The 18,747-nt window shown below is 75.2% G+C and carries 4 protein-coding genes and 1 pseudogene; all 5 read right to left on the bottom strand.

Annotated elements, in window-relative coordinates:
• Window positions 1–144: 144 nt before the first annotated feature.
• A pseudogene (locus ACZ4WH_RS01495) lies at window positions 145–1,131 on the bottom strand (ATP-binding cassette domain-containing protein); the annotation flags it as partial.
• 23 nt (window positions 1,132–1,154) lie between these two features.
• A complete protein-coding gene (locus ACZ4WH_RS01490; RefSeq protein WP_468175137.1) occupies window positions 1,155–1,361 on the bottom strand; it encodes an MbtH family protein in 207 nt (68 codons plus the stop codon).
• 57 nt (window positions 1,362–1,418) lie between these two features.
• Window positions 1,419–9,617, bottom strand: a complete 8,199-nt coding sequence (locus tag ACZ4WH_RS01485; protein ID WP_468175134.1) for an amino acid adenylation domain-containing protein — start codon at window positions 9,615–9,617, stop codon at window positions 1,419–1,421.
• A complete protein-coding gene (locus tag ACZ4WH_RS01480) occupies window positions 9,614–17,497 on the bottom strand; it encodes an amino acid adenylation domain-containing protein (RefSeq protein ID WP_468175131.1) in 7,884 nt (2,627 codons plus the stop codon). Before ACZ4WH_RS01480 ends, ACZ4WH_RS01485 begins: the two co-directional genes overlap by 4 nt.
• Before the next feature lie 46 nt (window positions 17,498–17,543).
• The gene (gene sbnA / locus ACZ4WH_RS01475) at window positions 17,544–18,605 is read right to left on the bottom strand and encodes a 2,3-diaminopropionate biosynthesis protein SbnA (RefSeq protein ID WP_468175128.1); all 1,062 of its coding nucleotides are present in this window, start codon (window positions 18,603–18,605) and stop codon (window positions 17,544–17,546) included.
• Window positions 18,606–18,747: the final 142 nt, after the last annotated feature.

Genomic DNA, 18,747 nt, shown 5'->3' with positions numbered 1-18,747 from the left:
CCGCTTCTCCGTCGTCGGCGTCGGCTCCGCTCTCGTGGCCGTCGCGGGCCGCTTCTCCGTCGTCGGCGTCGGCTCCGCTCTCGTGGCCGTCGCGGGCCGCTTCTCCGTCGTCGGCGTCGGCTCCGCTCTCGTGGCCGTCGCGGGTCGGTTTTTCGTGGTCGTCGTGGGGTGTTCCGGCGTCGTCGACGAAGGCTCTTTGGGGCCCGTGCCCGTGAGGTCGAAGAAGACGTCGTCGAGTGTGGGCTTGCGGAGTTCGAAGTCGACGGTGGGTACGCCCTTGTCACGCAGGGCCTGCGCGGCGCGGGCCAGGTCGTCCAGGCCGTCCGGGCCGAGCTGGACGGACACCCGGCGGGCGGCCTCGTCGGTGACCGGGGCCGGGCCACCGAGCACGGCCAGCGCGGCGACCGCGTCGGCGAGGTTCTCGGAACCGGCCACGGTCACCACCAGCCGGTCGGTGCCGACCTGCCGTTTGAGGGCGTCCGGGGTGCCCTCGGCGATGACCCGGCCGGCGTCGATGACGGCGACGCGGTCGGCGAGCTGGTCGGCCTCCTCCAGGTACTGGGTGGTGAGCAGGATGGTCACGCCGCCGGCGGCCAGGTCGCGCACCACGTCCCACAGGACGTTGCGGCTGGCCGGGTCCAGACCGGTGGTGGGCTCGTCCAGGAACAGCACCTCGGGGTCGCCGATGACACACGTGGCGAGGTCGAGCCGGCGGCGCATCCCTCCGGAGTAGGTGCCCGCGGGCCGGTCGGCGGCCTCGGTCAGCTCGAACCGGTCCAGCAGCTCGGCGGCCCGGCGGGCGGCACCGCGCCGGCCGAACCGCAGCAGCCGGGCCAGCAGGACGAGGTTCTCGCGCCCGGTGAGGAGTTCGTCCACGGCGGCGTACTGCCCGGCCAGGCCGATGCGCCGGCGCACCTCGCGGCCCTCGCGGACCACGTCGTACCCGGCGACACGGGCCCGGCCGCCGGTCGGCCGCACCAGGGTGGTGAGGATGCGGACGGTGGTGGTCTTCCCGGCGCCGTTGGGGCCGAGGACCCCGAGGACGGTACCGGCCGGCACCGCCAGGTCGATGCCGTGCAGCGCGGTGTGGGAGCGGTAGCTCTTGCTCAGCCCCTCGGCGAGGATCGCCATGTCGGTGTCGGACGCGGCCACGGTCAGCCCGCCTGCCGCTGGAGGCTCAGCGGGCGCAGGTCGGTCCAGTTGCTCTCCACGTAGGCGACGGCGGAGACGCGGTCGGTGGCGTCCAGGGCCACGCGCCAGCCGTCGGGTACGGCGGCGAACGACGGCCACAGGGAGTGCTGGCCCTCGTCGTTGACGAGGACGAGGAACGTGCCGTCTTCGTTGTCGAAGGGATTGGCCATGGCGGGTCTCCAGATCTCGGGCAGTGGTGGACGGTCGGTGGGTGGTACGACGTCGGGTCAGCGGGCGGCGGCGACGGCACCCAGCCGGCGCTCCACGGCGGCGCCGATGAGCGCCGCCGGGGCGGGCCGCAGCATCTGCTGGTGGCCGCAGGGCACGTCGTACGCCTCGACGGGCCGGCCCAGGTACGGCTCCCAGCTCTTGGTCTTCAGCGCGCGCTCCTCCGCCGAGAGCCCGTCGGCGGCCCGGAACAGGGTCATCGGGCAGCCGTCGAAGCGGGTCGGGGTGTGCCGCTGGACCAGGTCGAGGTGGTTGCGCATGACCGCGAGCAGCCGTTCCAGGGTGGCCTGGCCGAGCCCGGCGAGCGGGCCGCCGGTGCGGGCCAGATGGGCGGCGACGGCGGGCGGGTCGAGCCGGTCCGGGCCGGTGCTGTCGACGTCGGCCTCGGCGAGGAAGTCGGCGAGGAACTCCGCGTCGGTGGGGTGGACGCCGCGCCCGTCGTCCGGGTAGGCGTCCAGGTTGGCGAGGTAGGCGACCTCCTCGCCGGACGCGTGCAGCAGGGCCGCGATCTCGTGGGCGACGATGCCGCCGTAGGACCAGCCGAGCAGGTGGTAGGGGCCGTGCGGCTGTACGGCCCTGATCCGCGCCAGGTAGTCGGCCGCGACCTCGGCGACGCTGCCGGGCAGCGGGCCGTCGTCCGCGAGACCGCGGGCCTGGAGGGCGTGCACGGGCCGCTCGGGGTCGAGGTGTTCGGCGAGCGCCGCGAACGGGATGCCGAAGCCGAGCCCGCCGTGCACGCAGAACAGCGGTGGCAGAGTGCCGGTGGAACGGATGGGCAGGACGGGCCCGAGCAGGTCGACGGTGCCGTGGCCGGTGACAGCGGTGGCGGCGGTGGCGGGCTCCGGGGTGCGTTGCCGGTCGGCGGCCCCGCCCTCGGCCACGGCGCTCGCCGCCAGCGCCTCCAGCGTGCGGTGTTCGAAGACGGCCGCCGGCGTGAGGCGCAGGCCGGCTCCGGTGGCGGTGTTGACCAGGCGGATCGCCTTCAGGCTGTCGCCGCCGAGCGCGAAGAAGGAGTCGTCGGGGCCGGCCGGCACGCCGAGCACCTCGGTGACGGACGCGCACAGCCGCCGCTCGGCCTCGGTGCGGGGCGGGCGTACGGCGGCGGAGCCGGTGGGGCGGGCCGGGGCGGGCGGCAGGGCGGCGACGTCGAGCTTGCCGTTGACGGTCATCGGCAGCTCCGGCAGCGGCACATAGGCGCCCGGCACCATGTAGTCGGGCAGTGCGCGGGCCAGGTGCCGGCGCAGTTCGTCCGGCTCGGGCGCGGGGCCGCCGGGGGCGGGGACGACGTACGCGACCAGCTGCCGCCGCCCCAGGGGGTCGGCGGGGGCGAGGACGGCGGCCCGGGCGACGGCCGGATGCGCCGTCAGCCGGCGTTCGATCTCGCCGGGTTCGATGCGGTAGCCGCGGATCTTGACCTGCTGGTCGGCGCGGCCCACGTAGTCGATCCGGCCACGGGCGTCCCAGCGCACCAGGTCGCCGGTGCGGTACATGCGCGCGCCGCGCTCTCCGTACGGGCAGGCCACGAACCGTCCGGCGGTCAGCGCGGGCCGGCCCAGATAGCCACGGGCCAGCCCGGGCCCGGCCAAGTACAGCTCGCCGACCACGCCCCGTGGCACCGGGCGCAGCGCCTCGTCCAGGACGTAGGCGCCGGTGTCGGCGATGGGCAGGCCGATGGGCACGCCGGCCGGGGCGTCCACCGCGTCGGCGGTGTCCTGGAGGGTGGCGAACGTGGTGGTCTCGGTGGGGCCGTACACGTTGTACACCGCCGTGTCCGGCAGGGCGGCCCGCAGCCGGTCCAGGTGGTCGCGGGAGTGGGCCTCGCCGCCGGTGAGCAGGGCGCGCAGCGGGGCGAGGGCGCGCGGCCTGGTGTCGGCGACGGCGTTGACGAACTGGGTGGTGAGGAAGGCGACGGTCACCCCGGCCTGCCGCAGGAACACGCCGAGCGCCTCGGGGTCCGCGGGGCCCGGCGGGCAGACCGCGAGCCGGGCGCCGTGCACGAGCGGGGCCCAGATCTCGAACGTGGAGGCGTCGAAGGCGACCGGCGCGAAGTACAGGAACGTGTCGTCGGCGGTGAACCGCAGTTCGGGCAGCCCGTGCACGAGGCGTGCGGCGGACCGGTGGGAGACGGCCACGCCCTTGGGACGGCCGGTGGAGCCGGAGGTGTAGATGACGTAGAGCAGGTCGTCGGGGTGGGGCCCCGGCACGTCCGGCCCGTCGTCGGGCAGGGCGGCCAGAGCCTCCCGGGTGCCCGGCGCGTCCAGGACGACGACCTCGACGCCGGACCCGGCGCCCCGCGCACACTGGTCGGCGCGGGCCCCCTGAGCGGCGGACCCGGCGACCCGCGTGTACTCGCCGTCGGCCAAAGACCGCTCGGCGGCGGGCGCGGGAACCCGCGTGTACTCGTCGCGGGCGGGCTCCGCGGGCGCGTCCGGGGCGGCCGGCTCGGGGGCGCAGGCGGCGGCTCCCGCGCACTGGTCGGCGTGTGACCCCTGGGCGGCGGGCGCGGGAACCCGCGTGTACTCGTCGCGGGCGGGCTCCTCGGCGGCGGGCGCGTCCGGGGCGGTCGGCTCGGTGCCGGGAGCGACGACCCGCGCGCACTCGCCGGCGACGGACCCCCCGGCGGCGGGCGCGTCCGGGGCGGCCGGCTCGGGGGCGCAGGCGGCGGCTCCCGCGCACTGGTCGGCGCGTGACCCCTGGGCGGCGGGCGCGGGAACCCGCGTGTACTCGTCGCCGACGGGCTCCTCGGCGGCGGGCGCGTCCGGGGCGGCCGATTCCGTGCCGGGAGCGACGATCCGCGCGCCCTCGCCGACGACGGACCCCTCGGGGTCGAGTGTGGTGGCCCGGGTGCAGTGGTCGGTCAGGGACTGCTGGGTGAGTAGCAGGGCGGCGCCGGCGTCGGTGAGCATGTCCCGTATCCGGTCGGGCGGGTAGGCGGGGTCGAGCGGTAGGTAGGCGGCGCCGGACCGGGCGATGCCGAGCAGCGCGGTCACGGCGGCCGGGCCCCGTTCCAGGCACAGCGCGACCAGGTCGCCACGGCCGATGCCCCGGGCGGTCAGCAGCCGGGCCAGGCGGCCGGCGGCGCGCCACAGCTCGCCGTAGCCGGTGGGGACGGTCCGGCCGGCCGGGTCCCGGTGGACGAGGGCGACGGCGTCCGGGGTCGCGGCGGCCTGCCGGGCGACCAGTTCGGTGAGGGTGGTGACGGGCGTGCCGGTGCGGCGCGTGCCACGGGCCAGCAGCGCCGCGCGCTCCTCGGCGCCGAGGAGGTCCAGCCGGGACAGCGGGCGGTCCGGGTCGGCCAGCGCGGCGCCGAGCAGCCGGACGCAGGCGTCGGCGATGCTCCGGGCGGTACCGGGTGCGAACAGGTCGGCGCCGTACTCCAGGGCCAGCTCGATGCCGGGTCCCGCCTCGGTGAACTGGAAGAACAGGTCCCACTTGGCGGTGGCCGACGGCACCTCCTCGGGCCGTACCGCGAGCCCGGCCGATCCAGCGGGGCCGGTGACCGTCTCCTGCTGCCGGAAGGCCTCCTGCTGGAAGGCGAACATCACCTGGAACAGCGGGTGCCGGGCCATCGACCGCTCGGGCCTGAGCACCTCCACCAGCTTCTCGAACGGCACGTCCTGGTGCTGGTAGGCCGCCAGATCGGACGCGCGTACCCGGTCGACGAGCGCGCGCAGGCCGGGGTCGCCGGCGGTGTCGGTGCGCAGCACCAGGGTGTTGACGAACATGCCGACCAGGTCGTCGAGCCGTTCGTCGGCGCGGCCCGCCACCGGGGTGCCGAGCGGGATGTCGGTGCCCGCGCCGAGCCGGGTGAGCAGGCCGGCGAGGGCCGCCTGGAGCACCATGAACGGGCTGACGTTCCACTCCGCCGCCCGCTCCCGCAGCCGGGCGGCGACCTCTTCGGGCAGGGCGGCCCGCTCGGTGCCGCCCCGGTGGCCGGGGCGGGCGCCCCGCGGGAAGTCGCGGGGCAGCGGCAGCTCCTCGGGCAGCCCGGCGAGGGCCGTCGTCCAGTGGGCGAGCTGGCGGGCGAGTTCGCTGTCCGGCCGGTCCGCGTCGCCGAGCAGGTCGCGCTGCCACAGCGTGAAGTCGGTGTACGTCACCGGCAGCGGCGGCAGTCCGGGCGCGTGCCCGGCGCTGCGCGCCGCGTAGGCGGCGGTCAGGTCCCGGACCAGCGGGGTGAGGGACCAGCGGTCGCCGGCGATGTGGTGCAGGACCAGCAGCAGGACGTGCTCGTCGGGGCCGAGCGCGAACAGCCGAGCGCGCAGCGGGATCTCGGTCTCCAGGTCGAAGCCACGGGCGGCCTCCGCGGCCAGCGCGGCGGGCAGCCCGGCCTCGTCGACGCTGCTGGTGGGCAGCGGCAGGGAGGCGTCGGCCGGCGCGAGCACCCGCTGCTCGGCCGGGCCGACGTCGTCCGCTGGACCGGTGCCGGGAACGGGGGGGACCCCGGCACCGGGGTCGGCGGCGGCAGCGGGGGCGGTGCGCGCCGGGAACACGGTCCGCAGCGCCTCGTGGCGGGCGACGAGGTCGCGCAGCGCCGCGTGGAGCGCGGGGACGTCGAGCGGGCCGGTGAGCCGGACCGCGAGGGGGATGGCGTAGAGCCCGCCGGGCGCGCCGAGCCGCTCGATGAACCACAGCCGCTGCTGGGCGTAGGACAGGGGGACGACCGCCGGCCGGGGCCGGGCGGTCAGCGCGGGCCGGCCGGGTGCGGCGCCGCGCAACCGCGCGGCGAGCGCGGCGGGGCTCGGGGCCTCGAACAGGTCCCGGACCTCCAGTTCCGCGTCGAGTTCGGCGCGGACCCGGTTGACGATGCGGGTGGCGAGCAGCGAGTGGCCGCCGAGGGCGAAGAAGTCGTCGTCCACGCCGACGCGTTCGAGCCCGAGGACCGTGGCGAAGACCGCGCAGAGGGCGGCCTCCTCGCGGGTGCGCGGGGCACGGTCGGAGGTGGTGTAGGCGGGCGCGGGCAGGGCCCGCCGGTCGAGCTTGCCGTTGGCGGTCAGGGGCAGCGCGGACAGCCGTACGACGGCCGCGGGCACCATGTGGTCGGGCAGCCGTTCGGCCGCGAACGCCCGCAGCTCGGCGGCGAGGTCACGGTCGGGGGCGTCGCTGTCCGGCTCGTGCGGGACGACGTAGGCGACGAGGCGCGGGTCGCCGGGCCGGTCCTCGCGGGCCACGACGGCCACCTCGGCCAGCCGGGGGTGCCGGCCGAGGACGGTGGCGATCTCACCGAGTTCGATGCGGAACCCGCGCAGCTGCACCTGTTCGTCGGCGCGGCCCAGGTATTCGAGGGTGCCGTCGGACCGCCAGCGGCCGAGGTCGCCGGTGCGGTACATGCGCGCGCCGGGCTCGTCGTACGGGCAGGCCACGAACCGTCCGGCGGTCAGCGCGGGCCGGCCCAGATAGCCGCGGGCCAGCCCGGGCCCGGCCACGTACAGTTCGCCGGGCACGCCGGCCGGCACCGGCCGCAGCGCGCTGTCCAGGACGTACACCCGCAGGTCGGGGATGCCGCGCCCGATGACGCTGCCCCGGCCGGCCGCCGCGAGGTCCCGGTCCAGCTCCTGGTACGACACGTGCACGGTGGTCTCCGTGATGCCGTACATGTTGACCAGGCGCGGGGTGTCCGGGTGCCGGGCGTACCAGTCGGTGAGGCGGCCGAGGTCCAGCGCCTCGCCGCCGAACACCACGTGACGCAGGGCGAGTTGACGCGGCCGGTCGGCGTCGGCGCGCATCAGCTGGTAGAAGGCGGACGGCGTCTGGTTGAGCACGGTGACCCGCTCGGCCGCGAGCAGGTCGAGGAAGGCGTCGGGCGCGCGGGCCACGTCGTGCGGTACGACGACCAGGCGCCCGCCGTACAGCAGCGCGCCCCACAGCTCCCAGACGGTGAAGTCGAAGGCGATGGAGTGGAAGAGGGTCCACACGTCGTCCGGGCCGAAGCCGAACCACCCGTCTGTGGCGTCCAGCAGCCGGATCGCGTTCCGGTGGGGTACGACCACGCCCTTGGGGCGGCCGGTGGAGCCGGAGGTGTAGATGACGTAGGCGGGGTGGTCCGGGGTGAGGCCGGCGGGCTCGGGCGCGGTGGCCGGGCAGGCGGCGGTCTCGGCGCCGACGGCTTCCGTGTCGAGGTCGACGCGGACCGGGCCGGGCACGTCCGCCGGGCCGGGCAGCGAGATCCCGGTGACGGTCAGCACCAGCGTGGGGCACGCGTCCCGCAAGGTGTGGGCGACGCGCTCGGCCGGGTGCGTGGGTTCGAGCGGCAGATAGGCGGCACCCGCCTTGAGCACGGCGAGCACCGCGACGATCAGCTCGGCACCGCGCGGCAGGGCCACGGCGACGAAGTCCTCCGGACCGGCACCGCGAGCCGCGATCAAGTGGGCCAGCCGGTTCGACCGCTCGTCCAACTCCCGGTAGGTGAGCCGTACACCGGTTTGATCGGTGACGGCTACGGCGTCGGGGGTACGGGCGGCCTGGACGGCGAAGCGGGCGGGGATGGTCACACCGAGAGCACCGATTCCGACCGGCTCGGCGGGGTTGGTCGCACCGGCGACGGACTCGACGGACGGCCCGGGAACTGCCGAACCGGCGACGGACTCGACCGACGCGCCGGACGCGCCGGGAGCTGCCGAACCAGCGACGGACGGGCCGGGGGCCGGCGCACGACTGGCGGACGGGCCGGGGGCCGACGGACGCCCGACGGACGCGCCGGACGCCGACGTACGACCGGCAGACTCGCCGGAGGCCGACGTACGACCGGCGGATGCGGCGGAGGCCGGTGTGCCGGCGGCAAACGCGTCGGACGCCGGTGTGCCGGCTGCCGTAGGACCGGTAGGGCGTGGCGTGGTGCTCCACTCCGTGAGGATGCGGTGTTGTTCGGCCGGGTCCAGGGCGCCGAGGTGGGCCAGAGGGGCGTCCGGGGTGGCGGCCACCTCGGTGAGGGTGCGGACCAGTCGGTCCAGGAGCCGCCGCGCGGCCTCGGCACCCTCCCCCAGCGCCGACGCACGGTACGACAGCCGCAGCCCGAGGCTCTCGCCGGGCAGCACGGTCAGGTGGAGGGGGTAGTGCGTGGCCGCGTGCACCCGCGCGGCGGAGACCGTGCCGCCGGTGTCGCGGTGCAGTTCCTCCTCGTCCAGCGGATAGTTCTGGAAGGCGAGGACGGCGTCGAAGAGTTCGCCCTGGATACCGCAGGCGGCCTGCACCTCGGCCAGCGGCAGGTGCTCGTGCGGCATCATCGCGAGCTGCTGCCGGGCCAGGTCCCGGAAGAGTTCACCGGCCGGCCGCTCGGGCCGTACGTCGGCCCGCACGGGCAGGGTGTTGGCGAACAGCCCGATCATCGACTCGACGTCGGGGACCTCGGCGGGCCGCCCGGAGGTGACGGCGCCGAAGACGACGTCGTCGCGCCCGGTGAGCCGGCCGAGCAGCAGCGCCCAGCAGCCCTGCACCACGGAGTTGAGGGTGAGTCGCTGCGCCCGGCTCCACGCCAGCAGCGCGCCGGTGTGCTCGCGCGCGAGGACGGCCTCGGCCTCGACGGGCGGCTCCCCGGCGCCGGTGGCGTCGGGCGCGACCCGGACGGGGCCGTCGAGCCCGCCCAGCAGTTCGGCCCAGGCGCCCCGCGCCGCGTTCTTGTCGCGGGTGCCGAGCCAGGCGAGGTAGGAGCTGAACGGCGCGGGCGCCGGCAGTTCCCCGGGGCGGCCGGCGAGCAGGGTGAGTTCGCGTACCGCCAGGGGCAGCGACCAGCCGTCGACCAGGATGTGGTGCACCGACCACACCAGCCGGTGGCTGCGCTCGCCGAGCCGGATGAGGCTGAACCGCATGAGGGGCGGGCGGGCCGGGTCGATCCGGCGCCCCCGGTCGTCCCGCGCCAGCCGGTCCGCCGCGCTCGCCCGCTCCCCGGCGGGCAGCCGGGTGAGGTCGTGCACGGTCCACTCGGGCGTCACGTCGTCCTCGCGCAGCACGATCTGCACCGGCTCGCCGTTCTTGCGGTGTCGGAAGCAGGCCCGCAGGTTCGGGTGCCGGCGCAGCAGCGCGGCGGAGGCGGCCCGCAGCCTGCGTTCCAGGTCGGTGCCGTCGCCCTCGATGTCCGCGGTGAACTGGAGGACGTAGTGGTCGGTCGCCGCGCGGTCGTACGAGGACAGGAAGAGCAGCCCCTGTTGCAGCGGCGAGAGCGGAAGCACTGCGCTGATCTTCGACCCGGTGCTGGATTCGGTCACGTCAGGTCCTCACTCAACTCGAGTTCGAGGTCGGCGAGTTCTTCGGCGGACAGAGTGATGAGCGCGTCGGCGGGCTCCGGCGCGGCGGCATCTTCGGCGGGTGCCTCGGTGGCGGCCCGGGTGAGGTCGGTGACCGTGCGCCGTTCGAAGACGTCGCGGGTGGTCAGGGCGAGCCCGGCGGCCCGGGCCCGGCTGACCAGCTGGATGGAGCGGATGCTGTCGCCGCCGAGCGCGAAGAAGTCCTCGTCCACGCCCACCTCGGTGACGCCGAGGACATCGGCGAAGATCTCGCTCAGGACGCGCTCGCGGTCGTTGCTCGCGGCCCGCTTCGCCTCCTGCCCCGCCAGCGCGGGCTGCGGCAGCGCCTTGCGGTCCAGCTTGCCGTTGGCCGTCAGCGGCAACGCCTCCAGCACCAGCCAGGACGCCGGGATCATGTACGCGGGGAGCAGCCGGACGAGTTCCGAGCGCACCTGGTGGGGGTCGACGCCGGGTCCGGTGAGGTAGCCGACCAGGCGGGGGTTGCCGGAGGCGTCGGGGAGTACGGCCACCGCCGCGTCCGTGACACCGTCCAGGGAACGGATGACCGCCTCGATCTCCCCCGTCTCGACCCGGCGGCCCCGGATCTTGACCTGGTGGTCCCGCCGCTCGATGAACTCCAACTGACCGTCCGCCCGCTGGACGACCCGGTCGCCGGTGCGGTACATCCGCGTCCCGGCCGGGCCGAAGGGGTCGGCCACGAAGGTGCCCGCCGTGCGCGCGGGGTCGTCGAGGTATCCCCGGCCGACGCCCGCGCCACCGACGTACAACTCACCCGGCACGCCCACCGGCACGGGCTGCAACTCGTCCGACAGCACGTAGAGACGGGTGTTGCGGACCGCGGAACCGATGGGGACGCGGGCGCCCAGCTCGTCCCCGTGCCGGATCACCGCGTGGGTGACGTCGTCCGAGCACTCGGTCGGACCGTACGCGTTCATCAGCGGCACCCGCGGATACCGCGCGTGCCACCGCCGGCACAGATCCGCCGGCAACGCCTCACCCGTCACCATCAGCCACCGCAGATCCGGCAGCTCAGGCGCCGCTCCCTCGATGTCCCACGCGTCCAGCGCCGCCCGCAACAGCGACGGCACCACCTCCAGGACCGCCACCCGCTCCTCGGCCACCATCGCGAACAGCCCCACCGGATCGGCCGCCAGCTCCCCCGCCACCCGGACAGTGCCGCCCACCAGCAGCGGAGCCAGCATCTGCCAGACGGAGACGTCGAACGTCAGCGGCGCGTTCTGCACCACCGACTCCCCCGCCACCAACTCCAGATCGCCGACCTTCGCCCACAGGTGGTTCACCATCCCGGACCGCTGCACCATCGCCCCCTTCGGACGGCCCGTCGACCCGGACGTGAACATCACGTACGCCAGGTCCAGGCCCCCGCCGAGGGGGGTCGGCAGGGCGTGGTCGTGGAGGGAGTCCTCCAGGACCAGGACGGTGACGTCACCGGCGAGTTCGCGGGCCTGTGCCGCGTACGCGCCACCGGTGAGCAGATGGCGGGCGCCGCTGTCGGCGAGCAGCGACGCGTTGCGGGCCGCCGGCGCCGCCGGGTCCAGCGGCAGATACGCCCCGCCCGCGCCCAGGACGCCGAGCACACCGGCCACGAACGGCACCCCGGGGTCGGCGAGCATCGCCACCACCGAGCCGTGGCCGACGCCTGCCCCGGTCAGGCGGGCCGACAGTCCGCCGGCGCGCTCCACGAGGTCGCCGTAGGTGACGCTGTCCGTGCCGTCGGCCACGGCGACGCTGTCGGGCACGCGGGCCGCGACGGCACGGACGCGCTCCACGACGCCGAGGCTCTCCTCGGGCAGGCCGGGGTCCCAGGAGCCGAGCAGTCCGCCGAGTTCGCCGGGCTGCCCGGGGCGGCCGAGCGTGGCCGGGGCGGTGATGTCGATCCGGGCGAGCGGCAGGTCGCCGCCGTCGACGACGGTGTGCAGCAGGTGCCGGAGCATGACAGCTATGCGGTCGACGTCGGCGCCGGTGAACAGGTCGGGCGCGTAGTCGAAGCGCAGGGTCAGGGTGTCGCCGGGGAACACCGCCATGCTGAGCGGGTGGTGGCGGGCGTCCAGGGCCTCGGTGCGCACCACGCGGGGGCCGTCGGTGCCGGTGGCCGGGCCCGGCGCGTCGAGCGGGAAGTTCTCGAAGAGGACGACGGTGTCGAAGACCTCCCCGGACAGGCCCGCCGCCTTGTGGATCTCGGCGAGGCCCAGGTGCTCGTGCGGCAGCAGCGCCGTCTGCTGGTGCTGGATCGTGCGCAGCAGCTCTGCGAGGCGGGTGCCGGGGTGCAGCCGGGCCCGCACGGGCACGGTGGTGAGGAACATGCCGATCATCGACTCGACGTCGGGGACCTCGGCGGGCCGGCCGGAGGTGACGGCGCCGAAGACGACGTCCTGGCGGCCGGTGAGCCGGCCGAGCAGCAGCGCCCAGCAGCCCTGGAGCACGGTGTTGAGGGTCAGTCCCCGGGAGCGGGCCCAGGCGGTGAGGGCCTGGGTCAGGTCGCGGGGCAGTTCGAGCCGCAGGGATGCGGGGAGCACCGGGGCCCGGTCGGCGCCGGCGTCCACGAGGAGGGTCGGCCCGTCGAGGTCGGCGAGCGCCGCGCGCCAGGCGGCGCGGGCGGCCTCGCGGTCCTGCCCGGTCAGCCACTGGAGGTAGGAGCGGTAGGGGACGGGGGCGGGCAGGGCGGTGTCGTCGGTGCCGGGCCGGCCGAGCGTGAACAGCTCCCGGACCAGCAGCGGCATCGACCAGCCGTCGACCAGGATGTGATGGCTGGTCCACAGGAAGCGGTGCCGGCCCTCGCCGTGGGTGACGAGCGTGAACCGCAGCAGCGGCGGGCGCTCCAGGTCGAAGCGGTGGCCGCGTTCGGCGGCGGTGATCCGCTCCAGCTCGGCGGTCCGCTCCGGCTCGGGCAGGTCCCGCAGGTCGATCTCCTGCCAGGGGAGTTCCGCCCGGGCCGGGATCAGCTGCACGGGGGCGCCGGCGGGCCGGGCCCGGAAGGACGCGCGCAGGTTGGGGTGCCGGTCCAGGACGGCCTGGCCGGCGGCGCGCAGTGCGGCCGGGTCCAGGTCGCCCTCGATCTCGGCGACGATCTGGAGGGTGTAGACGTCGGTGCCGTCGGCGGTCGCCGTGTCGTAGTCGGCGTGGAAGAGCATGCCCTGCTGGAGCGGGGTGATCGGCAGTACGTCGGCCAGCCCGCTTCCGGTGTCGGCGAGTTCGGCCTCGTACGCCTCGATCTCGTCCTGGGTCAGGTCGACCAGCAGCAGGTCGGAGGGGGTACGGCCGCCGGTGGCCGGGGCGTGCCGGCCGAGCAGCTCCAGTGCCCGGAACCAGGTGTCGGCGAGGTCGCGGACGTCCTCCTCGGCCACCGCGTTCCCGGCCCACGCCCAGTTGGCGATCAGGTGGGGCCCGTCGGGGCGGTCCTCGGTCGCCGGGGTGACGTCGATCAGGTGCGGCAGCGGCATGCCCGGGTGGGCGCCGGTGCCGACGACCCCGTCACCGCCGACGGGCTGCCACGGCCGGTCCTCGCGGGCGTCGAAGCGGCCCATGTAGTTGAAGCCGATCTGGGGCCGCGGGTGGCGGGCGAGGACGCGGGCGGCGTGCGGGTTGAGGTAGCGCAGCAGGCCGAAGCCGACGCCCCGGTCGGGCAGGGCGTGCAGCTGCTCCTTGATCCGCTTGAGGACGGCGCCCAGCGCGGGGCCGCCCGCCCACAGTTCGGCCCAGTCGACGGCGCCGACGTCCAGGCGGACCGGGAAGGCGCTGGTGAACCAGCCGACCGTGCGGGACAGGTCCAGGTCGTCGCCGAGTTGCTCCCGGCCGTGTCCCTCCAGCTCGATCAGGGTCTGCGCGTGGTGGGTGTGGCCGTGCCGGCGGCGCCAGTCCGCGACGGCGAGGGCGAGCCCGGTGAGCAGGACGTCGTTGATCTCGGCGTGGAAGGCCGCCGGCACCTCGGTGAGCAGCGGCGTGGTGGCCGTGGGGCCCAGCTCCAGCCGCAGGGTGCGCATCGTGCCGTGGACGTCCCGGGCGGGGTCCGCGCGGCGGGTGCCGACCAGCGGGTCGGGACCCTCCAGCTGCCGCTGCCATACGGCGAGTTCGGCGCCGCGCACCTGGGTGCGGGCCTGCTCGGCGAGCAGCGCGGACCAGCCGCGGTACGACGTGCCGACCGGGTCGAGCGCCGGGGCGCGACCCTCGGCGAGGGCGCGGTAGGCGGCTTCGAGGTCGGGCAGCAGCACGCGCCAGGACACGCCGTCCACGACGAGGTGGTGGGCGCACAGCACCAGCCGGGTGGTCTCCGCCCCGGGCGGGGCGGCGAGCAGCACGGCCTGGATCATGATCGCGCGGGCCGGGTCGAGGCGGGCCCGGGCGGCGGCGGCCTGCCGTTCGGCGCGGGCCGGGTCGTCCTTGCCGTCCGGTTCGGCGACGGCGACCAGCGGCACACCGGCCGGCGTGCCGGGGGCGAGGACTTCCATGTGCCACAGGCCGGGGGCCGGTTCGGTGGCCCGGGTGCGCAGGGCGTCGTGGTGGTCGACCACGGCGTGCAGGGCGGCGTCGAGGAGAGCGGCGTCGAGTCCGGCGGGGACGCTGACGACGATGTGCTGGCTGTACTTGACCACCGGCCCGGTCAGCGTGCCGGTCTCCTCGTGCAGCTGGGCCATGATCGGGGTGAGTTCGTACGGCCCGATCCCGTCGTCCTCGCTCGCCCCGGCGCGCGCGTCGAGGCTGCCGGCGGCCCGGGCGAGGGCGGTGACCGACTTGTGCTCGAAGACGTCGCGGGTGGTCAGGGCGAGCCCGGCGGCCCGGGCCCGGCTGACCAGCTGGATGGAGCGGATGCTGTCGCCGCCGAGCGCGAAGAAGTCCTCGTCCACGCCGACGTCGGTGACGCCGAGGACATCGGCGAAGATCTCGCTCAGAACGCGCTCGCGGTCGTTGCTCGCGGCCCGCTTCGCCTCCTGCCCCGCCAGCGCGGGCTGCGGCAGCGCCTTGCGGTCCAGCTTGCCGTTGGCCGTCAGCGGCAACGCCTCCATGACGAGCCAGGACGCCGGGATCATGTACGCGGGGAGCAGCTGGGCCAGCTCGGCCCGGACTCGGACCGCGTCCACGTCGGGTCCGGTGAGGTAGCCGACGAGACGGGGGTTGCCGGAGGCGTCGGGCAGTACGGCCACCGCCGCGTCCGTGACACCGTCCAGGGAACGGATGACCGCCTCGATCTCCCCCGTCTCGACCCGGCGGCCCCGGATCTTGACCTGGTGGTCCCGCCGCTCGATGAACTCCAACTGACCGTCCGCCCGCTGCACCACCCGGTCGCCGGTGCGGTACATCCGCGTCCCGGCCGGGCCGAACGGATCCGCCACGAAAGTGCCCGCCGTGCGCGCGGGGTCGTCGAGATATCCCCGGCCGACGCCCGCGCCACCGACGTACAACTCACCCGGCACCCCCACCGGCACCGGCTGCAACTCGTCCGACAGCACGTACAGGCAGGTGTTGCGGACGGCCGAGCCGATGGGGACGCGGGCACCGAGCGGGTCACCGGCCCGGATGACGGCGTGGGTGACGTCGTCCGAGCACTCGGTCGGACCGTACGCGTTCATCAGCGGCACCCGCGGATACCGCGCGTGCCACCGCCGGCACAGATCCGCCGGCAACGCCTCACCCGTCACCATCAGCCACCGCAGATCCGGCAGCTCAGGCGCCGCCCCCTCGATGTCCCACGCGTCCAGCGCCGCCCGCAACAGAGACGGCACCACCTCCAGGACCGCCACCCGCTCCTCGGCCACCATCGCGAACAGCCCCACCGGATCGGCCGCCAGCTCCCCCGCCACCCGCACGGTGCCGCCCACCAGCAGCGGAGCCAGCATCTGCCACACCGACACGTCGAACGTCAGCGGCGCGTTCTGCACCACCGACTCCCCCGCCACCAACTCCAGATCGCCGACCTTCGCCCACAGGTGGTTCACCATCCCGGACCGCTGCACCATCGCCCCCTTCGGACGGCCCGTCGACCCGGACGTGAACATCACGTACGCCAGGTCCAGACCCCCGCCGACGCAGGGCAGTTCGGTGGTGCGGGTGGTGTCGGAGAGGTCGGCGAGCGGCAGGGCGGTCAGGCCTGCGTGGTCCGGGGGCTCGTACGCGCCACCGGTGAGCAGATGGCGGGCGCCGCTGTCGGCGAGCAGGGACGCGTTGCGGGCCGCCGGCGCCGCCGGGTCCAGCGGCAGATACGCCCCGCCGGCGGCGAGTACGCCGAGCACACCGGCCACGAACGGCACCCCGGGGTCGGCGAGCATCGCCGTCACCGAGCCGGGCCGGAAACCGGCGTCGGTCAGGCGGGCGGCGACACCGGCGGCCCGGGTCAGCAGCTCCCGGTAGGTGACGCTGCCCGTGCCGTCGGTGACGGCGACGGCGTCGGGGGTGCGGTCGGCCACCGCGCGCACCCGCTCCACCAGGCCCTCGTGTCCGGCGCGCTCGGCCTCCGGGTCCCAGGTGCCCAGCAGGCCGACCGGCTCCCCGGGGGCGCGCAGGCCGATGCGGGCGAGGGGCTGGTCGGCGGGGAGTGCGGCGAGGTCGGCCAGGAACGCCTCGAACCGGGCCAGGTGCGCGGCGAGTTCGGCGTCGGTGTACAGCTCGGGGTTGCCGTCGAGGTGGATCTCCATCGTGCCGTCGACGGTGTTGAGGACGGTCACGATGAGGTCGTTGACGATGCCGGTGGACAGGTTGACGACCGTGCCCGGGCAGGCGCCGAAGGCCAGCGCCGGGTCCTGGTTGAGGACGTTGATGAAGGGGCCGAAGACGCGCCGGTCGTCGGTGCGCAGGCCGATGTCGCGGCGGATGCGGTCACCGCGGTACCGCTGGTGCTTCAGGGCGCCGGAGACCTCCGTCCAGGCCCGCCGCAGCAGCTGCGGGGCGGTCAGGTCGGGGCGGACTCGCACGGCGAGCGGCAGGTAGTTGGCGAGCATGCCGGGGATCTCGCGGGCGACCGCGCCGGTGCGGCCGGTGACCGGGAGGGTGAGCAGCGGCTCGGCGACGCCGGTGACCCGCTGGGTGTAGGCGGCCATGGCGCCCACCATGAGGACGGGAAGGGTGACCTTGCCGGTCCGGGCGAGGTCCCGGAGCGCCTCGGTCGCCTGCGGGCTGAGCCGGGTGGTGTGGCGCAGGGCGCTGCGGCCGGGGGCCGGGTCGCGGTCGGAGAGCGAGACGAGTTCGGGCGCCGGGCCGTCACCGGAGGCGGTGAGGCGGCCGGTCCAGTAGGCGCGGTCGCGGTCGACCTGCTTCGACTCCAGGTAGCGGCGTTCGCCGTCCAGCAGCTGGTGGAAGGCGGGGATGGCGTCGGCGTCCAGGGCCGCGTCGTCCTCGCCGGCGGCCAGCCGTGTGTAGAGGGCGGCGAGCTTGGGGTAGAGCAGGGCGCGGCTGAAGCCGTCGGCCAGGATGTGGTGCATGCACAGGTAGAGCAGGTGGTGCTCGGGGCCGAGGGTGAGCAGCGCGCCACGGAACAGCGGGAAGTCGGTGATCCGGAGCGGGTCGGCGTGGTCGGCGCGCATCCACCGTTCGGCCGCGCCGAGCGGGTCGGGCTCGGCGCTGAAGTCGAGCCTCTTGAGCGGGAGCTGGGCGAGCGGCCGGATGATCTGGCCCGGGGTGCCCGCGTCCTCCACGAACTGCACGCGCAGCCCCTCGGCCTCGTGCCCCAGGCGGCGCAGCGCCCGTTCCAGCAGCCCGGTGTCGAGCGGGCCGCGCAGGTCGATGTAGTCGGCCATGTTGTAGCCGAGCGGCCCGGTGGCGAACTGCTCGTCGAACCAGATCTCGGCCTGCGCCGCGGTGAGCGGGAGGACGGCGCCTCGGTTTGTCGTCATCGCTTTGCTCTCCGTCATTCTCGAAGTCAGCCCCCGCCCAGCTCGTTCAGTCCGCGGAGGCGGCCGCCGCGGCCGGCGTCAGCTCGCCCTTGCCGTCCCGGCCCGCCCGGTCGGCCGCAGGCTCGGTCAGCGGCTCGGTCAGCGGGTCGGGGCCGAAGGCGCCGCGCACCCACTCGTCGTGGTAGACGGTCTCCATGTAGCGGTCGCCGAGGTCCGGCGAGATGGTGACCGCGGTGATCTGCTCGCGGACCCCGCCGGCGCCGTCGCCGTAGTGCTCCTCCAGCCAGCGCAGGGCGCCGGTCACGGCGGTCCCGGTGGAGCCGCCGACCGGGAAGCCGTGCCGCATCAGCGTCCGGCAGGTCCCCACGGTGGCCGCCTCGGGCACGTGCACCACGGCGTCGACCAGGCTCTCGTCGAGCAGCGCCGGCCGCACGCTGGTGCCGAGGCCGGGGATGTGCCGGGTGCCGGCCGGTCCGCCGAAGGTGACCGAGCCGATGCTGTCGACGGCCACCACCCGCACCGACGGCCGCCGTTCCCGGAACCAGCGGGCGCAGCCCATCAGGGTGCCGGTGGTGCCGGCGCCGACGAACAGCACGTTCAGGTCGGGGAACTGGCGGGCGATGGCGGGGGCCGTGGTGCGGTAGTGGGCCATCCAGTTGCCGGGGCTGAGGTACTGGTTCAGCCACACCCGGGTGTCGTCGGCGGCGAGCAGCGCCTTGACATGGCGGATGCGCGCGCCGAGGAAGCCCTCGGTCTCGTGCGGTTCGGTGACGACATGGACCTCGGCGCCGAGGGACTCCATGGTGCGCCGGGTCACCGCGTTGCAGCGGGTGTCGGTCACGCACACGAACCGGTAGCCACGGCTCGCCGCGAGCAGGGCGAGCGCGACGCCCATGTTGCCGGACGAGGACTCCACGAGGGTGGAACCCGGACGGAGCAGGCCCGCGGCCTCCGCCTGGGCGACCATCTCGCGGGCGGCCTTGAGTTTGATGGATCCGGCGAAGTTGAATCCCTCGATCTTCAGGAACAGGCGGCGCCCGAACAGAGGCTGAAGATTCACGAATAGGTCGCTGACATCGAATTCATGCGACGCGGTGATGACCGGCACTGGCACTCCTGGCCTACGGCGGCGAATGGGCCTCGCCGGCAAGCCTGTCGACGTGCGCTGACCGTGGACTGACGGTTTGCTGACGGCTTCCGGCCATGTCGGCGCGATCGCGAGGTGTCAGCTGACGGTCAGTTGTTCGTCA

The sequence above is a fragment of the Streptomyces sp. NPDC029138 genome, assembly GCF_055564375.1.
Note: the sequence above shows the minus strand (reverse complement) of the source record. Positions and strands in the feature narration are given on the sequence as shown.

Bases quoted from the DNA above. Each gene is read 5' to 3' on its own strand.
- ACZ4WH_RS01490 (WP_468175137.1), bottom strand. From the start codon at position 1,361: ATGGCCAATCCCTTCGACAACGAAGACGGCACGTTCCTCGTCCTCGTC.
- ACZ4WH_RS01480 (WP_468175131.1), bottom strand. From the start codon at position 17,497: ATGACGACAAACCGAGGCGCCGTCCTCCCGCTCACCGCGGCGCAGGCC.